This is a genomic window from Pantoea ananatis LMG 2665 (assembly GCF_000710035.2).
Classification (GTDB): Bacteria; Pseudomonadota; Gammaproteobacteria; order Enterobacterales; family Enterobacteriaceae; genus Pantoea; species Pantoea ananatis.
On the sequence record NZ_JMJJ01000005.1, the window covers coordinates 545,698 to 565,254 of the forward strand.

The window sequence follows — 19,557 nt, forward strand, 5'->3', positions numbered from 1 at the left end:
TCTGTGCTTTTAACCTGCTCGCGTCACGTCCTTTGAGACGTAAACTACTCGAAGAACTGGTTAATTTTGGCTTTAAGAATATCAATAGCAATACGGTTTTTACCACCGCGCGGCACAATGATATCTGCGTACTGTTTAGAGGGTTCAATGAACTGCAAAAACATGGGGCGGACCGTTTTCTGATACTGACTCATGACGGAATCCATTGAACGCCCCCGTTCATTGACATCACGTTTCATACGTCGCATCAGGCAAATGTCGAGCGGCGTGTCCACGAAGATGGAGAAGTTCAGTTCCTGGCGCAGACGCGCATCGGTTAACAGGAGAATGCCTTCAAGAATAATGACTTTTTTAGGCTTAATTTGCAGCGTTTCCTGAGTACGCGTGTGCTCAACATAGCTGTAAACGGGCAACTCAATGTCCTGCCCTGCCTTTACCGCACGTAAGTGCTGCAATAACAAATCATGATCCATCGCGCTGGGATGGTCATAATTGGTTTTAACCCTCTCTTCCATGGTGAGGTGACTTTGATCTTTGTAATAGGCATCTTCAGGGATAACGCCGATGTGCTCATCGCCGACCTGGTCGCGAATTTCACGATAGAGCGTACTGGCGATTAAACTTTTACCGGATGCAGATGCACCTGCAATGCCAACGATCACGCACTGATGGGACTTGTCAGTCATACTTTTAAAAACCTGATACTGGAGCCAGAAACTGTACGCAAACTGCGCACCCAGTTAATGGGGCTGAACGGAGAGGGTGAGTTGGCGCTCAGTATAGGGATTTCGGCCTTTTGATGCCAGAGAAATGGCACCGCCCCCCTTTTCAGACTTTCCCCTTTTAACCTGAAAGGTTTCACCGATAAACTAGCCGCTTCACACAGAACAACGCCGCACAGCACCTGTCGGGCTCGGTATAGCCGATGAATAAGGGCATTTTGCTCAAGAAGAAGAAAGGAAGATTATGCTCTGGAAGACCCTCACCTATTTTGGTGACAGCATGTTATTGATTCCCACGGCGGTGATTATTGCCCTGATTTTACCGTGGAAAAGCGATAACCATCGCGCCCTGTGGTACTGGCTTCTGGCCTTTGGCCTGGCCGGGCTGGTGGTCAGCGTGTCAAAAATACTGTTTCTTGGCTTTGGTATTGGCAGCGCACGCTTTAACTTCACGGGATTTAGCGGCCACAGCGCGATGTCAGCGACCCTGTGGCCGGTTATGCTTTGGTTAATTTCAGGGCGCTGCTCAAGCCTGTGGCGCGGCCTGGCGATTGGCGTGGGCTATGTGATTCCCTTAATGGTTGGCGTTTCGCGCCTGGTTATCCATGCGCATTCCGTCAGCGAGGTCATTACCGGTCTGCTGCTGGGCTTTACGCTGAGTACCGCGTTTTTACTTTCCCAGCGCGAGACGGCACTTAAAGGGTTCAGCTTGCCGCAAATCGCCGCTGCGCTGCTGGTGCCGGTTCTGCTGCTGGGTCACGGTCGGATTGCCACCACACAACAGTTCCTGGCGCAGTTTTCTGCCCGTCTGGCTGGCATGGAAAAACCTTACACCCGGGCCGATCTTTTCCGGGAATAATGCACATGGTGGCTCGTGCTTCCGCGAGCCATTCAATCCAACGAATAACGCAATTTAATGATTTCCCCCCTGTTTTTTCTATCAAATGTGCTAGCATTCTTCGAATGACAATGGCGATGCAGCGCATGCCATTGCACTATTTTGCCCTCTGCTGGATCGATTAATGATCGTTGAGACACTGGCCTCGTCAGATAAATCACCTAAAAAGTGGCTAAACGCCTGCTGGCTTGGCCTGGCTTCCTTCGTCCTGACGCTATTTTGCCTTGAGCTGATTGTGGTTAGCGGTAAAATTTCACCGCTCTGGTTCTCGACGGCACTGATGACCATCGTGGTGTTTCGCAGCACGTCTCGCCAGCTCCCCCTGTTACTCATCGCCTGCCTTATCGGTACGGCACTGGCGAATGCCTTCATTATCGGTCCCGCCCTCTCTAATTTAAAATTTGCCCTGCTTAATCTGCTGCAGGCCATACTGGGCGGGCTGTTATTGCGCGCGTTGCTTGACCGTGAGGCGCCGCTGGTTTCGCTCAATGACTGGATCCGCTTTGTTATCGCTACCGGCCTGATTTCGCCCCTGGTTGGCGGCGTACTCGCGCTGTGGATACTGCAGGTTGGAGATCAGGCCTCATTTGCTTTCTTTTACACCTGGGTCATTTCGGAAATTATCGGCATGTTAGCGCTCGGGCCGGTTTTACTGTTGCTGACCTGGCCGCTGTCGCAGAATGGCCTGAAACGCGCGTCTCTGGTGGAGACGCTCATCACGCTGGCCCTGACGCTTACCGCCAGCTACCTGTCACTGCGGTTTTTACCCTGGCCTTTTACTTTTATTTTAGTAGTGCTGTTCTGGTGTGCCGTGCGGTTGCCGAAGGTGGAAGCCTTTGTGCTGTTTTTTGTTAACGCCAGCTTTATGGCACTGCTGCTGTCACTGGGCTGGATTAACGTCACGCCAACGGCCGCCAGCACCTATGCGGTGATAAGCAGCTGGCTTCCGTTTTTGATGGTCTTAATTCCCTGTCATATCATGGCATTAGTGATGGATGCCTTTCGGCATGAGAAGCGCCATATCAGTGAGAGCGAAACCCGTTTCCGTCATGCCATGGAGTATTCCGCGATTGGCATGGCGCTGGTTTCTGCTGAAGGCCGATGGCTTCAGGTTAATAAATCCCTGTGTGACACGCTGGGCTATCCGGAACATGAACTGACTCAACTGACGTTCCAGCAAATCACTCATCCGGATGATCTTTACGACGTCCAGGGCCGACTGGAAAAGCTGCTGCAGGGCGAGATTTACTCTTATACGCTGGAAAAACGTTATTTCCGCAAAGACGGCGAAATCGTCTGGGTACGGCTAACGCTTTCCCTGGTGCGCGATCAGGCGCAGCAACCACTCTATTTTATCGCGCAGATTATTGATATTTCTGAGCTGAAACAGAGTGAGCAGGTGAACAAACGCCTGATGGAACGCATTACCCTTGCGAATGAGGCGGGCGGCATCGGCGTATGGGAATGGAATCTGACCAGCGGCGAAGTTCTGTGGGATAAACGCATGTATGCGCTGTTTGGCATGAAGCCCCATGAACTGCCCAGCTACGATCTGTGGGTCACGCTGGTTCATCCCGACGATCGCGAACGTTGTGTGCTCACCATTCAGGGTGCCATTGAGAAAAGCAGTTCCTTCCAGATGGAGTACCGGGTGGTACGGGAGGACGGGCAGCACTGGATCCGTTCTCAGGCAAACCGCCTGCTAAGTAAAGAAGGCCGTATCGAACGCATTTTGGGGATCTCTCAGGACATCACCTCATTACGGAACCTGAATGAGGCGCTGTTTCAGGAAAAAGAGCGCATGATGATCACGCTCGACTCGATCGGAGAGGCCGTTATCAGTACCGATCAGGACATGTGCGTGACCTTTATGAACCCGGTCGCGGAAAAAATGACAGGCTGGTCACAAGAGGCGGCGGCGGGCAAACCGGTAAACGAACTGCTGCATATCACGCACGGTCGTCATGGCCCTGAAGTCGATAATCTGCTGCTGTGCCATGTGCCGTCTGAAAAAACCGCGCCCTATCTCTCTGAGGAGTGGGTGCTGCACACGCTCAATGGCGAGCATATTGATATTCATTACAGTATAACGCCGCTGAAATCTGAATCAGGTACCGAGCGTGGAGCGGTGATGGTGATTCAGGACGTCAGTGAGTCACGTAAAGTGATGAAGCGTCTGAGCTACAGCGCACTGCACGATACGCTGACCCGGTTACCTAATCGTGCCAGCTTTGAACTGCAGCTCAAGCGGTTACTGTCCGACGCCGTCGAGCATCAGAATCAGCACGTTCTGGTCTTTATCGATCTGGATAAATTTAAGGCGGTGAACGACAGCGCTGGCCACGCAGCCGGGGACGCCCTGTTGAGCGAACTGTCGGATTTAATGCGCCATCGCCTGCGCGGGAGCGATTTCCTGGCCCGCCTGGGCGGGGATGAATTTGCCGTGTTGATGCCCGAATGTTCGTTGGATCAGGCTCGCGACGTGGTGCAGGACATCGTTCGCGCGGTCGGTGACTACTGTTTTGAATGGCTGGGGCGCGCCTATCAGGTCGGTGCCAGCGCAGGCATAACCCAAATCAACGCGCAGAACTGTCAGAGTAGCGATGTGCTGTCTCAGGCAGATATTGCCTGTTACAACGCCAAGCGGAGTGGGCGGGGTCGGTATAAGGTGTATGAGCAGCATGCGCTGGCGCTCATGGGAAGCCATCACTCCGTGGATCTCGCGACCCTGGATGTCTTACAAGTGGACATGCAGGTATGGGCCGTTGCGCCGCCTGGCAAGCCGCATTCCGCCAGCGTCTGGCTGGTTGAGGTTCAGCTATTTTCGCCAGAAGGGTTACTCATTGATGAGCATCTGCTACGTAATAACCTGACTGACGATATGCTGAAACGCCGGCTTGAAGACAATATTGTTAATGCCTTCTTCCGCCAGCAGATTGCAACGATGAGCCAAAAAGGTATCGCACTAATTTTGCCTCTCGATGTGCACGCACTGTACGATCCGGCTTTCGTTGACAATCTCTGCCTGCGCTTCGCCGAATCCGGTCTTGCCCGCAGCCATAGCGGGATCGCGCTTAACGCCTCCAGCGTGCTTTCCAGCGGCGATGGCCTGATCGGTGCATTGATGAAACTGCGCCAGGCGGGCTGCCGCATCGTGTTGCAGCATTTCGGCCGCAATCTGGATGCCTTTAACCAGTTGACCGGTAAAGTGGTGGACTGCCTGATCCTGTCCCCGGAACTGGTGGCTAACCTGCACAACAATTTGATGGATGAGATGCTAATCTCCATTATTCAGAGCCAGACCAGCCAGCGTGATATTACCCTGCTTGCCGGCCCGGTGTCCGTTCCCGCGGTGCTCACCACGCTGATCAGCCTTGAAGTGGACGGCGTTTGGGGCAGTGCCGTTGCGGAACGCCAGCCAATGAGCAGACTTGCGGAAGCCCCCCTTTTCGCTATTCGCTAATTCTGCCGCTCACCGCTTGCCACGACCGATCAGCTGCGCTAAAGTCGCCCCCTTTTTTCCGGCCTGGGGGCGAAAAATGTTCATTGGATTTGATTACGGTACGGCTAACTGCTCAATTGCAGTCAGTGAAAAAGGCGCGCCGCGTTTGTTAACGCTGGAGAATGGCCAACGCCTGCTGCCGTCCATGATTTGCTCCCCAACGCGTGAAGCGGTGACGGAATGGCTTCACCGCCATCATCAGGTTGCAACACCGGAACAGGAAAGCACCGCGCTGCTGCAGCGGGCCCTGCGCTACAACCGTGAAGAAGATATTGATGTCTTACCTGACAGCGTGCAGTTCGGCCTGACCGCACTTCAGCATTACATGGTCGATCCAGAAGATGTCTGGTTTGTTAAATCCCCCAAATCCTTTCTGGGCGCAACCGGCCTGAAACCGCAGCAGATTGCCTTTTTTGAGGATCTGGTGTGCGCCATGATGCTGCACATTCGCCAGCAGGGTGAAGCGCAGACCCAGCAGCCTATCGACCAGGCGGTCATCGGCCGCCCGGTCAACTTTCAGGGATTAGGCAGCGAAGACGCGAATCAACAGGCACAGGGCATTCTGCTTCGCGCGGCCAAACGCGCCGGCTTTCGGGATGTCGAATTTCAGTTCGAGCCGGTCGCGGCGGGCCTGGATTTTGAAGCGACACTGGAAAAAGAGACCCGCGTACTGGTTGTCGATATTGGCGGGGGCACCACCGACTGCTCAATGCTGCTGATGGGCCCGCAATGGCGCAACCTGTCAGACCGGCGTGAAAGCCTGCTGGGTCACAGCGGCTGCCGCGTTGGCGGTAACGATTTAGATATTATGCTGGCGTTTAAAGCCCTGATGCCCCTGCTCGGCGCGGGCGGCAACACTCAAAAAGGCACCGCCCTGCCTGCCCTGCCCTGGTGGAATGCGGTGGCGGTGAACGACGTGCCGGCACAAAGCGATTTCTACAGCGCCGCCTGCGGCAAGCTGCTGCGTGATTTAGTGCGCGATGCAGAAAATCCTGCCGCCGTGGCTCACCTGCTTAAAGTCTGGCAACAGAAGCTGAGTTATCGCCTGGTCCGTACGGCGGAAGAGAGCAAGATCGCGCTGTCTGAGCGCCCTGCGTTTGCGGCGTCACTGGATTTTGTTACCTCCGGCTTACAGGCCGAGATCAGCGTTGCGACCCTGCAGGAGGCGATCGTCCAGCCGCTGGAGAAGATTCTGGAGCAGGTTCATCTGGCGCTGGCGACCAGCCATATCAAACCCGAGGTGATTTATCTCACCGGCGGCAGTGCCCGTTCCCCACTTTTGCGCGCGGCGCTCCAGCAGGCCCTGCCAGACACACCGATAGCGGGAGGAGACGACTTTGCCTCAGTGACCGCTGGCCTGGCGCGCTGGGCAGAGGTTATGTTTGCCTGACCTACCGGCACAGGCGGAACCGTCCTGTGCCAGCCATGCCTTTTGCCCGCCTCCCTGCGGGCAACTGCCAGCGGATGCCCCCGCGCATCACTATCGCCTGGCGAACGGCGAACATTGACTCTCTGGCTTTTACCCGTGTTGCCATTGATCAAATTTCAACGTGTTATTTCCTGACAACAGCGGCTCATCACCCGTTATCCTGTGGCAAACTTTATGAAACGCGTTCTGGTGACGGGCGGCAATTAAACGGCCACGTCTGTTCAGAAAAAGAACATAATTACGCTGTGCTGACAGATATCCTTAATTCCTTCAAATTTTTACCGGCAGGGACGACTACAATTCGTGGTTTGCAGGCTACCGTTTAAGCCCGCGCCCTGGAAAGACATAGCTGGAGAGCAACAACAACAATGAACAACCGATACCCTGTTATGAAAAAAGGTCTGATTGTGCTGGTGGTCATTGCCGTAGCCGCAGGCGGCTTTTACTGGTGGAAACATCCGGCACAGCCCAGCAGCGACGGTGACCTGTCTGGTCAGTCAGCACATGGCAAAAGAGGCAATGGCGCGCACAAACCGCTGGCTCCCGTTCAGGCGGCCAGCGCGGTGACAGAAAGTGTGCCGCAATACCTTAACGGGTTAGGCACCGTGACGGCCGCCAATACCGTGACGGTCCGCAGCAGGGTTGATGGAAACCTGATGTCTATCCACTTCACGGAAGGTCAGCAGGTCAAAGCCGGGCAGTTGTTAGCGGAGATTGACCCGCGCCCCTATCAGGTTGCGCTCATGCAGGCACAGGGCCAGCTGGCACGCGATCAGGCAACTCTGGCTAACGCTCGCCGCGATTTAGCCCGTTATCAAAAACTGGCGAAAACGTCGCTGGTGTCTCAGCAGGATCTGGACACGCAGAACGCCCTGGTCAGTGAAACCCTGGGCACCATTAAAGCCGACGAAGGCAGTGTTGCCAGCGCCCAACTGAATCTGACTTACAGCCGCATCACCTCGCCGATTGATGGCCGTGTAGGCCTGAAGCAGGTTGATATTGGCAACTACATTACCAGCGGCGATACCAATGGCTTAGTGGTGATTACGCAAACGCATCCGGTGGACGTGGTGTTCAGCGTCGCTGAGAATAATATTAGTCAGATCATGCAGGCGCAGAAAAGTGGTGAACCCTTGCTGGTAGAAGCCTGGGATCGCAGCAATCAACATTTAATCACCCGCGGTAAGCTGCTCAGTCTGGATAACCAGATCGACGCCACGACCGGTACGATCAAAATCAAAGCGCGCTTTGATAATCAGGATGACCTGCTCTTCCCGAACCAGTTCGTCAACGCCCGGCTGAAGGTGAATACCTTGCAGGATGCAGTGGTTATTCCTGCCGCCGCACTGCAAATGGGCAATGAAGGCCACTTTGTCTGGGTGATCAACAATGAAGACAAGGTCAGTAAGAAAAGCGTAACCGCCGGACTGCAGGACAGCCAAAAAGTGGTGATCAGCGCCGGACTCAACGCAGGCGACCGCGTTGTTACCGACGGGCTGGACCGCCTGACGGAAGGGGCAAAAGTCGAAGTGGTTGCCGCGCAGAGTCGCGCCACAAAAGAGACCCGTGCCAGCTTGCCGTCAAAAGGGGAATCTGAGTAATGCAGGTTATGCCTCCTGACCACAGCGGAGGGCCGTCACGCCAGTTTATCCTGCGTCCGGTCGCAACGACCTTACTGATGATCGCCATTCTTCTGGCTGGGATTTTGGGTTACCGCTTTTTGCCGGTCTCCGCCCTGCCGGAAGTGGACTATCCCACCATTCAGGTCGTTACCCTCTATCCCGGGGCCAGCCCGGATGTGGTGACCTCTTCGATTACCGCGCCCCTTGAACGTCAGTTCGGCCAGATGTCCGGACTCAAGCAGATGGCATCACAAAGTTCTGGCGGCGCCTCCATCGTTACTCTGCAGTTTCAGCTGACCCTGCCGCTCGACGTGGCAGAGCAGGAAGTGCAGGCGGCGATCAACTCCGCCAGCAACCTGCTGCCCAACGATCTGCCTAACCCGCCGGTTTACAGCAAAGTGAATCCGGCCGATCCGCCGATCATGACCCTGGCCGTCACCACCACCAGCATGCCGTTAACCCAGGTGCAGGATATGGTGGAAACGCGCGTGGCACAGAAAATATCCCAGGTCACGGGCGTTGGTCTGGTCACGCTGACGGGCGGTCAACGTCCCGCCGTACGCGTGAAAATGAACACCCAGGCGCTGGCCGCTATGGGGCTGACCAGTGAAGCGGTACGTACGGCCATCACGAATGCTAACGTTAACTCCGCGAAAGGCAGCCTGGATGGCCCTACCCGCTCGGTCACCCTTTCCGCCAATGATCAGATGAAATCCGTGGAGGATTATCGCCAGCTGATCGTCAGTTATAAAAATGGCGCCCCGGTGCGGCTGGCCGACGTGGCGACCATCGATCAGGGCGCAGAAAACAGCTGGCTGGGAGCCTGGTCTAATCGTGAACCGGCTATCGTGCTGAATGTGCAGCGCCAACCCGGTGCCAACATTATTGCCACGGCCGATAACATTCGTGCCATGCTGCCGTCGCTGATTGCCAGCCTGCCTAAATCCGTAGACGTGAAGCTGGTGACAGACCGCACCACCAATATTCGCGCGTCGGTCACTGACACACAGCATGAACTGATGCTGGCGATGGGGCTGGTGGTGATGATCATCTACCTGTTTCTTCGCAACGTCCCTGCAACCATTATTCCGGCCGTGGCGGTGCCGCTGTCGCTGATCGGCACCTTCGCCGCGATGTACTTCCTGGGGTTTTCGATCAACAACCTGACGCTGATGGCGCTCACCATCGCCACAGGCTTTGTGGTGGATGATGCCATCGTCGTGATCGAGAACATCTCACGCTATATCGAGAAAGGCGAAAAACCCATGACCGCCGCCCTGAAGGGCGCCGGCGAAATCGGCTTTACCATTATCTCGCTGACCTTTTCACTGATTGCGGTATTGATCCCGTTACTGTTTATGGGCGATGTGATTGGTCGTCTGTTCCGGGAGTTTGCGGTCACGCTGGCGGTGGCGATTCTGATTTCGGCCGTGGTGTCGCTCACCCTGACGCCGATGATGTGTGCACGCATGCTCAGCGCCGAATCACTGCGCAGGCAGAACCGCTTTTCCCGCGCCAGCGAAGCGATGTTTGATCGTATCATCGCGGTTTACGGCCGGGGGCTAAGCCGGGTGCTCAATCATCCCTGGCTGACGCTGTCCGTGGCGCTGGGGACCCTGCTGCTTACCGTGCTGTTATGGATCGCCATTCCCAAAGGGTTTTTCCCGCAGCAGGACAACGGCATTATTCAGGGCACCCTGCAGGCTCCGCAGTCGGTGTCCTATGCCAGTATGGCGGAACGCACCCGCGACGTCGCCTCGGTGATTATGAAAGATCCGGCGGTGCAAAGTCTCACCTCGTTTGTGGGCGTAGACGGCACCAATCCATCCCTTAACAGTGCCCGGTTGCAGATAAACCTTAAACCGCTGGATGCGCGCAGCGAACGTATTCCTGAGATTCAGCAACGCCTGCAACAGCAAGTCAGCAAGATCCCCGGCGTGACGTTATGGCTGCAGGCGGTTCAGGATTTGACAATCGATACCCAGGCCAGCCGAACGCCCTATCAGTTCACGCTGCAGTCCGGGTCGCTGGACTCACTCAGCACCTGGGTGCCCGCGCTGGTAAGTGCCTTGCAGAAACTGCCCGCGCTGCGTGATGTCAGCAGCGACTGGCAGGATCAGGGCCTGGAAGCCTATATCAAGGTCGATCGCGACAGCGCCAGCCGGTTGGGCATCAGCATGGCAGATGTGGACAATGCGCTCTACGACGCCTTTGGTCAGCGGCTGATCTCCACCATTTATACCCAGGCAAATCAGTACCGCGTGGTGTTGGAACAGGACAACAGCGCGATCCAGGGCCTGCAAAGTCTGGATGGCATTCGCCTGACCAGTACCGATGGCGGCAGCGTTCCCCTTAATGCTATCGCCAGTATTGAGCAACGCCATGCGCCCTTAACGATCAATCACCTGAGCCAGTTTCCGTCTGCCACTTTCTCGTTTGATGTGGCAAAAGGCTACTCTCTGGAAGACGCAACAAAAGCCATCATCCAGGCCGAGGAACAGCTTGGCATGCCGTCAGAGGTGATGACCCAGTTCCAGGGCAGCACGCTGGCCTTTGAGGCCGCATTGACCAGCACGGTATGGCTGATTGTGGCGGCGGTCGTGGCGATGTACATCGTCCTGGGCGTCCTGTATGAGAGTTTTATCCATCCCATTACCATTCTTTCAACGCTACCTACTGCGGGCGTAGGTGCGCTGCTGGCCCTGATGATAAGCGGTAACGAGCTGGATATTGTGGCGATCATCGGCATCATTTTGCTGATTGGTATCGTGAAAAAGAACGCCATCATGATGATTGACTTCGCCCTGGCCGCCGAGCGGGAACAGGGCATGAAGCCCTATGACGCCATTTACCAGGCCTGTTTGCTGCGCTTCCGCCCCATTCTGATGACCACCCTGGCGGCGCTGCTGGGGGCGTTACCGCTGATGCTCAGCACCGGCGTTGGCGCAGAATTACGGCAACCACTGGGGATTGCCATGGTCGGCGGCCTGATACTGAGCCAGGTTCTGACCCTGTTTACCACACCGGTGATTTATCTGCTGTTTGACCGTCTGGCGCACAATCTGCGTCGCCGCATCGGTCACACGGAGGAACCGTCGTGAAGTTCTTTGCGCTGTTCATCCATCGGCCGGTAGCCACCACGCTGCTCACGCTGGCGATTGCGCTGGCGGGGATACTGGGGTTCCGCCTGCTGCCGGTCGCGCCGCTGCCGCAGGTGGATTTTCCGGTCATAATGGTGTCGGCTTCTCTGCCCGGTGCCTCGCCGGAAACCATGGCCTCCTCGGTTGCCACGCCGCTGGAGCGCTCGCTGGGCCGCATCGCGGGCGTGAGTGAGATGACCTCCACCAGCTCCCTGGGATCGACCCGCATCATTATGGTTTTCGATTTCGATCGTGACATCAACGGCGCGGCGCGGGATGTGCAGGCGGCGATCAATGCCGCGCAGAGTCTGCTTCCCACGGGAATGCCTTCGCGCCCGACCTACCGCAAAGCGAACCCGTCTGATGCACCGATCATGATCATGACGCTGACCTCAGATCTGTACAGCCCGGCTCAGCTTTACGATTACGCGTCCACACAGCTGGCGCAGAAGCTGTCGCAGATTAACGGCGTGGGCGATGTGACCGTGGGCGGCAGCTCTTTGCCCGCGGTGCGCGTGGCGTTGAATCCGCAGGCGCTGTTTAACCAGGGCGTTTCGCTGGATGCAGTACGGCAGACGATTTCCAACGCCAACCAGCGCCGCCCACAGGGCGCGGTGGAAGACGGCCAGCAGCGCTGGCAGCTGCGCACTAACGATGCGCTACAAACTGCCAGTGAATATCAGCCGCTGGTGGTGCACTACAACAACGGCGCGGCGGTGCGCCTGTCGGATGTTGCCACGGTGCAGGATTCAGTCCAGGACGTGCGCAACGCCGGGATGTCGCGCGGTAAACCGGCAGTGTTACTGGTGATACGAAAAACCGCCGATGCGAACGTGATTGAAACGGTGGATCGCATTCGTGCCGAACTGCCCGAACTGCACGAGATCATTCCGGCTGCCATCAACCTTGAGGTGGCTCAGGACCGCTCCCCTACCATCCGCGCCTCTCTTGAGGAAGTGGAGCAGTCGCTGATGATTGCCGTTGCGTTGGTCATTCTGGTGGTGTTCGTGTTTTTACGCTCCGGCCGCGCCACGCTGATCCCCGCCGTTGCCGTGCCGGTATCCCTGATCGGCACCTTCGCCGCAATGTATTTGTGCGGCTTTAGCCTGAATAACCTGTCGCTGATGGCCCTGACGATCGCCACGGGTTTTGTGGTGGATGATGCGATTGTGGTGCTGGAAAACATCGCCCGCCATGTGGAAGCCGGGATGAAACCGATGGCGGCCGCACTGAAAGGGGTGCGTGAAGTCGGCTTTACCGTGCTGTCGATGAGCCTCTCCTTAATCGCGGTCTTCCTGCCGCTGCTCATGACAGGCGGATTGATTGGTCGCTTTTTTGCCGAATTCTCAATCACCCTGTCGGTCGCCATTCTGATTTCCCTGTTTGTCTCGGTCACGCTCACGCCAATGATGTGTGCTTATCTGCTCAAACCCCACGCGCCGCGCAGTCAACCTCAGCGACGGGGCGTTGGACGGCTGCTGCTGGCGGTTCAGCGCGGTTATGCCCGCTCGCTGACCGTTGTGCTCAATCATGCCCGCTGGGTACTGCTCCTGCTGCTGGGCACCGTGGCTCTGACGGTATGGCTGTTTATCAGTATTCCCAAAACCTTCCTGCCCGAGCAGGACACCGGCCGCCTGTCTGGCTTTATTTCGGCCGACCAAAGTATTTCGTTCCAGGCGATGCGCGGCAAGCTGGAAGATTTCATGAAAATTGTTGGCGCCGATCCGGACGTTTCCAGCGTGGTAGGCTTTACCGGCGGCATGCGCACCAACATGGGGTTGATGTTTATTTCTCTGAAACCCCTGTCTGAACGGAAAGACACGGCGCAGGCGGTGATTGCCCGCCTGCGTGCCAAACTGGCGAACGAACCCGGTGCCAATCTGTATCTTAATGCGGTGCAGGATATCCGGGTGGGCGGTCGCGAAGCCAATGCCAGCTATCAGTACTCGCTGCTGTCAGACGACCTTGCTGCGCTGCGCACCTGGGAACCTAAAATCCGTCAGGCCTTTACTGCCCTGCCGGAACTGGCTGACGTCAACTCCGACCAACAGGATAAGGGCAGTGAAATGGCCCTGACCTATGACCGCGCCAGCATGGCCCGGCTGGGGATCAACGTTTCAGAAGCCAACGCCCTGTTAAATGATGCCTTTGGGCAGCGGCAGATTTCCACTATTTATCAGCCGCTGAACCAGTACAAGGTCGTCATGGAAGTGGATCCCCGTTACACCCAGGACATTAGCGCCCTGAATCAGATGTTTGTGATCAACAGCGAGGGCAAACCGATTCCGCTCGCCTGGTTCGCCAAATGGCAACCGGCTAACGCACCTTTGTCGGTCAACCACGAGGGGCTGTCAGCCGCATCGACCATTTCCTTTAACCTGCCAGAAGGCGTGTCGCTGTCGCAGGCGTCGGAGGCCATTGAGCGCACCATGACCGCGCTGGGCGTACCCTCCAGCGTGCGGGGCAGCTTCGCTGGTACCGCGCAGGCTTTCCAGCAGTCACAGAGCAGCCAGCTGTGGCTGATGCTGGCCGCCATTGCGGCGGTCTACATTGTGCTGGGCATTCTTTATGAAAGCTATGTGCACCCGTTAACCATTCTTTCCACGCTGCCTTCGGCGGGCGTCGGTGCGCTGCTGGCGCTGGCGCTGTTTGATACGCCGTTCAGCCTGATTGCCCTGATCGGTATTCTGTTATTAATCGGGATCGTGAAAAAGAACGCCATCATGATGGTGGACTTTGCTCTTGAGGCAGAGCGCAACGGTAACCTGAGTCCGCGCGATGCCATTTTTCAGGCCTGCCTGCTGCGTTTCCGCCCTATTTTAATGACCACTCTGGCAGCGTTGTTTGGCGCACTCCCGCTGGTGCTGACCAGCGGAGATGGCGCGGAACTGCGCCAGCCGTTAGGCATTACTATTGCGGGTGGCCTGATCATGAGTCAGTTGCTCACCTTGTATACCACGCCGGTGGTGTACTTAATGATGGATAAACTGCGTCGTAAAAAGCGCACCCAGACGATCAATGCCACTCAGCATTAAGGGGTCACTATCATGCAGAGCGTAACTGTCCGTTGGCAGTTATGGATTGTCGCCTTTGGCTTCTTTATGCAGGCGCTGGATACCACGATCGTCAACACGGCGATCCCGTCAATGGCTCAGGATCTGGGCGTGAGCCCGCTGCATATGCATTCGGTCATTGTCGCGTATGTGTTAACGGTGGCGGTGACGCTGCCGCTGAGCGGCTGGCTGGCCGATCGGTTTGGCGTCAGAAATATCTTCTTTAGCGCCATCGTTCTGTTTAGCCTGGGGTCGCTGATGTGTGGGTTATCGAACACGCTGGATCAGCTGCTCGTCGCGCGGGTACTGCAGGGCATCGGCGGCGCCATGATGGTGCCGGTGGGTCGCCTGACGGTGATGCGCATTGTGCCGCGCGATCAATATATGTCTGCAATGACATTCGTCACCCTGCCCGGCCAGGTGGGTCCGCTACTGGGTCCGGCGCTTGGCGGAGTGCTGGTGGAATATGCCAGCTGGCACTGGATTTTCCTGATTAACATCCCGGTTGGTGTGATCGGCGCCATCGCCACCTTAAAGCTGTTACCCAACTACGCCATGCCGCCACGACGCTTCGATTTTCTGGGTTTTATCCTGCTGGCAGTCGGTATGGCAACCCTGACGCTGGCCCTTGATGGTCAGCGCAGCAGCGGCGGCTCTGCGCTGTTGCTGGCGGCGATGATTCTGACAGGAATGGGGTCACTGCTGTTTTACCTGTTACATGCGCGCCATAACGACGATGCGCTGTTTAGCCTGAAGCTGTTTGATAATCGGGTGTTCTCTATTGGCTTACTCGGTAGCCTGGCGGGCCGCATCGGCAGCGGAATGTTGCCGTTTATGACGCCGCTTTTTTTACAGATCGGCATGGGTTTCAGCCCGTTTCATGCCGGTTTGATGATGATTGCGATGGTGCTGGGGAATATGGGCATGAAACGCATCGTGGTCCGTATCGTTAACCTGTTTGGCTACCGCAACGTGCTGGTGGGATCGACGGTGGGCCTGGCGCTGGTGGTCTTACTGTTTCCGCTGGTGGCGATGCTGGGCTGGACGGCCATGTTGCCGCTGGTGTTGTTTCTGCAGGGCATGGTGAATGCCATTCGCTTCTCCTCAATGAATACGCTGACGCTAAAGGAGCTGCCGGACGAACTGGCCTCCAGCGGCAACAGTCTGTTATCCATGATCATGCAGCTATCCATGAGTATCGGCGTTACCGTTGCGGGCCTGCTGCTGGGCGCCTTCGGCCAGTCGGCGCTGGGGCACCACGGGCTAAGCCATCAGGCCTTTATCTACGTTTATCTCTGTATGGCCCTGATTATTATTCTGCCTGCGCTGGTGTTCTGGCGCGTTCCGAAAGAAGAGAGTAAAAGCGTCGATCTGCGGCGCCGGAGAAGTGAATGAGATCGTTTCTGCGCGTTGGCATTGGTGCCAAGCTGTTTATGGCTATTTTCTCCACCTGCATGCTGGTGCTGATCACCATGCACTGGGGCGTCAGGCTGAGTTTTGAGCATGGCTTCGTCGACTACATTAAACGTGGTAACGAACAGCGACTGAATTTGCTGGGTGCAGCGCTGGCCGATCAGTACGAGCAGCATGGCAACTGGGACTTTCTGCGTAATAATGACCGACTGATTTTTACCATGCTGCGATCGCTGGAACAAAATCCCGACAGCAGTAATCAGCTTCCGCCGCACGGCTGGCGAACCCAGTTCTGGGTGCTCGATCAGCAGTACAAAGTGATGGTAGGCCCACGTTCACAGGTGCCGCCAGAAGGCATACGTCATAACATCACCACCAGCAACGGCAAAATCGTGGGCTGGATAATCAGCTCCCCGCCTGAACGCCTGACGCGCAGTACCGATATTAATTTTGATCAGCAACAGCGACGAACCAGTTGGTATATCGTTGGCCTCTCTACCCTGCTTGCCGCGCTGGTGACCTGGCTGATGGCGCGGGGCCTACTGGCGCCGGTCAAAAGGCTGGTGGACGGCACCCATCATCTTGCCGAAGGGAATTTAGCCACCCGGGTTGAGGTCAGCAGTCAGGATGAGCTGGGTCAGTTGGCCCATGACTTTAACCTGTTAGCCCGTTCGCTGGAAAAAAATGAAAGTATGCGCCGGGCATTTATGGCCGATATCTCCCATGAGTTACGCACGCCGCTGGCTATTTTACGCGGTGAACTGGAAGCCATGCAGGATGGCGTTCGTAAGCTGACGCCCGACGCCATTACCTCATTGCAAAGTGAGGTTGCCCTGTTAACCAAGCTGGTTGACGATTTACATCAGCTTTCTCTTTCTGACGTCGGCGCGCTGGCCTACCGCAAGCAGGCGACGGATCTGGTGCAGCTTATTGAGGTCAGCGCAGGCAACTTTACTGAGCGCTACCGGGCTCATGATTTAACGCTGCATCTGGACATGCCTGAAGAAGCCCCTTTCTTTGGCGATCCCGATCGCCTGATGCAGTTGTTTATCAACCTGCTGGAAAACAGCCTGCGTTACACCGATGCCGGTGGCGAGGTCCGGGTACGTCTTTGGTATGACGCGCCCGACTGGCGAGTCATCATTGAAGACAGCGCACCCGGGGTGGATGGCGAGCAGCAGGCCAAAATTTTTGAGCGTTTTTTCCGTACCGAAGGTTCACGCAATCGCGCCAGCGGCGGCTCGGGGCTGGGCCTGGCTATCTGTAAAAACATCGTTGATGCGCATGGCGGCACGATAACCGCGACGCACGCTGATTTAGGTGGACTGAAAATCGCGCTACAATTGCGTTATGTTCCTCCCGTTTAGAAGACTATGAATCAGGAAAACGCATATCCGCTGATCCTTGTGGTTGAAGATGAACCCAAGCTGGCACAACTGATGATTGATTATTTACAGGCATCTAACTACCGGACTCATCACCTGGCGCACGGCAATGAAGTACTGGATTATGTTAACCAGACGCCGCCCGATCTTATCCTGCTGGATTTGATGCTGCCAGGTAAAGACGGGCTGACGCTGTGCCGTGAAATCCGGCGCGACTCTGAACTGCCGATTATTATGGTGACCGCGCGTACGGAAGAGATCGATCGCCTGCTCGGCCTTGAAATTGGCGCAGACGACTATGTCTGTAAGCCTTTCAGCCCGCGGGAAGTGGTTGCGCGCGTCAAAACCATTTTGCGTCGCGTCAAACGCTCGCCAGAAGACGCGCCGGTCGCATCGCTGCTGAAAGTGCACGAAAGCCGCTTTCAGGCCAGCTGGCGCGATGAGCCGCTCGATTTAACCCCTGCGGAATTTCGTTTGTTAAAAACGCTGTCCCTTGAGCCGGGGAAAGTCTTTTCCCGTGAGCAACTGTTAAACCATCTTTATGATGATTATCGCGTGGTCACCGACCGCACCATCGACAGCCATATCAAGAACCTGCGCAGGAAGCTGGAAAATCTGGACAGCGAGCAGCCCTTTATCCGCGCCGTGTACGGCATGGGCTATCGCTGGGAAGCCGATATCTGTCATTTGATTTAGATTGATTCAGATCAATTTACTTCCTTTTTCTCACTGCCTACAATTCCGCATCTTTTGCAGGGTTTAGCCCTGCACGTGCCGCCCAGGCGGCATGCTGACCTGATATCAGTGAGTTCATCATGAAACCAGAATTGCTTTCTCCAGCCGGAACGCTGAAGAATATGCGTTACGCCTTTGCCTACGGCGCGGACGCCGTGTATGCCGGCCAGCCGCGCTACAGCCTGCGCGTGCGTAACAACGAGTTCAGCCATGAAAACCTGGCGAAGGGCATCAATGAAGCCCATGAACTGGGTAAAAAGTTTTACGTCGTTGTGAATATTGCCCCGCATAACGCCAAGCTGAAAACCTTTATCCGCGACTTAACGCCGGTGATTGAGATGCAGCCGGACGCGTTGATTATGTCCGATCCCGGATTAATCATGCTGGTGCGTGAGGCGTTTCCGTCCATGCCCATTCACTTATCCGTTCAGGCCAATGCCGTTAACTGGGCAACGGTGAAGTTCTGGCAGCAAATGGGGCTAAGTCGGGTGATTTTGTCACGTGAACTGTCGCTGGAAGAGATCGCCGAGATTCGCCAGCAGGTGCCTGAAATGGAGCTGGAAGTGTTCGTACACGGTGCGCTGTGTATGGCCTATTCCGGGCGCTGCCTGCTTTCCGGTTACATGAATAAGCGCGATCCTAACCAGGGAACCTGCACCAATGCCTGCCGCTGGGAATACCAGTTGCAGGAGGCTAAGCAGGATGACGTGGGGAATATTGTTGAAATCCATCAGCCGGTTACCGTGCAGGACGTCACGCCAACCCTGGGCATCGGCCAACCCAGCGACAAGGTGTTTCTGCTGGAAGAGAAGATGAAACCCGGTGAGATGATGAGTGCCTTTGAGGATGAGCACGGCACCTACATTATGAATTCGAAAGACTTGCGTGCCGTGGCGCATGTTGAACGGCTCAGCCAGATGGGCGTTCACTCATTAAAAATTGAAGGCCGGACCAAATCCTACTATTACTGCGCTCGCACCGCTCAGGTCTATCGCAAAGCCATTGACGATGCCGCCGAGGGCAAACCCTTTAATCCCGCTCTGCTGGAAACGCTGGAGGGCCTGGCGCATCGCGGCTACACCGAAGGCTTTTTACGCCGTCATACCCATGACAGCTACCAGAATTACCAGAACGGCTATTCCATCTCGGAACGTCAGCAGTTTGTCGGCGAATTCAGCGGCGAGCTGCGTGATGGCTGGGCGGAAGTGGTGGTGAAAAATAAATTTGCCCTGCACGACAGCCTGGAGATCATGACGCCCGCCGGCAACCTGATTTGTACGCTGGATGCCCTGCAAAACAGCCGGGGCGAGCCGACGGAGGTGGCGCCGGGAGACGGACATCGCGTCTGGATGAAGGTGCCGCCTGATGTTGACCTGCAATTTGCGTTGCTGCTGCGCAACTTTACTGCGGGTCAGGATACACGCGATCCGCACGCCACGCGCGTGCCAGCTTGACACATTTTGACAAAAGCAAGAGTAGGATCACAGACGGCTTAATTTTGCTGTTCTATAGTGCTGCCTGCTACCAATGAGTAACAATTATCAGCAGCTGTAACTGGATCCACCTCATTCACCCGCCCGGCTCCCCCGTGCGGGTTTTCTTTTTTCTCCTTTTCGCCAATCATTTTTCTTCTCCGGCTATGCTATAACCACTCACTA

At 56.0% G+C, this 19,557-nt stretch carries 12 protein-coding genes; 10 read left to right on the forward strand and 2 right to left on the reverse strand.

Features of this window, described 5'->3' with window-relative positions; translation table 11 throughout:
- Positions 1-44: 44 nt before the first annotated feature.
- Positions 45-686 carry a uridine kinase gene (udk, locus tag EL29_RS10495; RefSeq protein ID WP_013026389.1) on the reverse strand — a complete coding sequence of 214 codons (642 nt, stop codon included), beginning with the start codon at positions 684-686 and terminating at the stop codon, positions 45-47.
- A 280-nt stretch (positions 687-966) separates the two neighbouring features.
- On the opposite strand from udk, the gene EL29_RS10500 reads away from it, so the two are divergent.
- The 10 genes from EL29_RS10500 (at position 967) to trhP (ending at position 19,353) form a co-directional block, all read left to right on the forward strand.
- A complete protein-coding gene (locus EL29_RS10500) occupies positions 967-1,581 on the forward strand; it encodes a phosphatase PAP2 family protein (protein WP_028715327.1) in 615 nt (204 codons plus the stop codon).
- Between the two features lie 163 nt (positions 1,582-1,744).
- On the forward strand, positions 1,745-5,083 hold the full coding sequence (locus EL29_RS10505; protein WP_050442530.1) for a diguanylate cyclase: 3,339 nt from the start codon (positions 1,745-1,747) through the stop codon (positions 5,081-5,083).
- A 76-nt stretch (positions 5,084-5,159) separates the two neighbouring features.
- Positions 5,160-6,512, forward strand: a complete 1,353-nt coding sequence (gene yegD / locus EL29_RS10510; protein ID WP_028715329.1) for a molecular chaperone — start codon at positions 5,160-5,162, stop codon at positions 6,510-6,512.
- 407 nt (positions 6,513-6,919) lie between these two features.
- Entirely contained in the window at positions 6,920-8,152 is a 1,233-nt protein-coding gene (locus EL29_RS10515) for an MdtA/MuxA family multidrug efflux RND transporter periplasmic adaptor subunit (RefSeq protein WP_014605441.1), read from the forward strand.
- Positions 8,152-11,274, forward strand: coding sequence for an MdtB/MuxB family multidrug efflux RND transporter permease subunit (locus tag EL29_RS10520; protein ID WP_014605440.1), 3,123 nt, complete (start codon positions 8,152-8,154; stop codon positions 11,272-11,274). Before EL29_RS10515 ends, EL29_RS10520 begins: the two co-directional genes overlap by 1 nt.
- Positions 11,271-14,348, forward strand: coding sequence for a multidrug efflux RND transporter permease subunit MdtC (mdtC, locus tag EL29_RS10525; RefSeq protein ID WP_028715330.1), 3,078 nt, complete (start codon positions 11,271-11,273; stop codon positions 14,346-14,348). Before EL29_RS10520 ends, mdtC begins: the two co-directional genes overlap by 4 nt.
- A 12-nt stretch (positions 14,349-14,360) precedes the next feature.
- Positions 14,361-15,761 (forward strand): MFS transporter, encoded by a 1,401-nt coding sequence (locus EL29_RS10530; protein WP_013026397.1) that lies wholly within the window; start codon positions 14,361-14,363, stop codon positions 15,759-15,761.
- On the forward strand, positions 15,758-17,146 hold the full coding sequence (baeS, locus tag EL29_RS10535; RefSeq protein ID WP_019106530.1) for an envelope stress sensor histidine kinase BaeS: 1,389 nt from the start codon (positions 15,758-15,760) through the stop codon (positions 17,144-17,146). The genes EL29_RS10530 and baeS overlap by 4 nt, the downstream gene beginning before the upstream one ends.
- 6 nt (positions 17,147-17,152) lie before the next feature.
- Positions 17,153-17,860 carry an envelope stress response regulator BaeR gene (gene baeR, locus EL29_RS10540; RefSeq protein WP_013026399.1) on the forward strand — a complete coding sequence of 236 codons (708 nt, stop codon included), beginning with the start codon at positions 17,153-17,155 and terminating at the stop codon, positions 17,858-17,860.
- Between the two features lie 116 nt (positions 17,861-17,976).
- The gene (trhP, locus tag EL29_RS10545) at positions 17,977-19,353 is read left to right on the forward strand and encodes a prephenate-dependent tRNA uridine(34) hydroxylase TrhP (RefSeq protein ID WP_028715331.1); all 1,377 of its coding nucleotides are present in this window, start codon (positions 17,977-17,979) and stop codon (positions 19,351-19,353) included.
- Positions 19,354-19,391: 38 nt separating this feature from the next.
- Here the strand turns inward: trhP and EL29_RS23315 are convergent, their stop codons facing one another.
- On the reverse strand, positions 19,392-19,523 hold the full coding sequence (locus EL29_RS23315) for a hypothetical protein (RefSeq protein ID WP_019106532.1): 132 nt from the start codon (positions 19,521-19,523) through the stop codon (positions 19,392-19,394).
- Between the last annotated feature and the right edge of the window lie 34 nt (positions 19,524-19,557).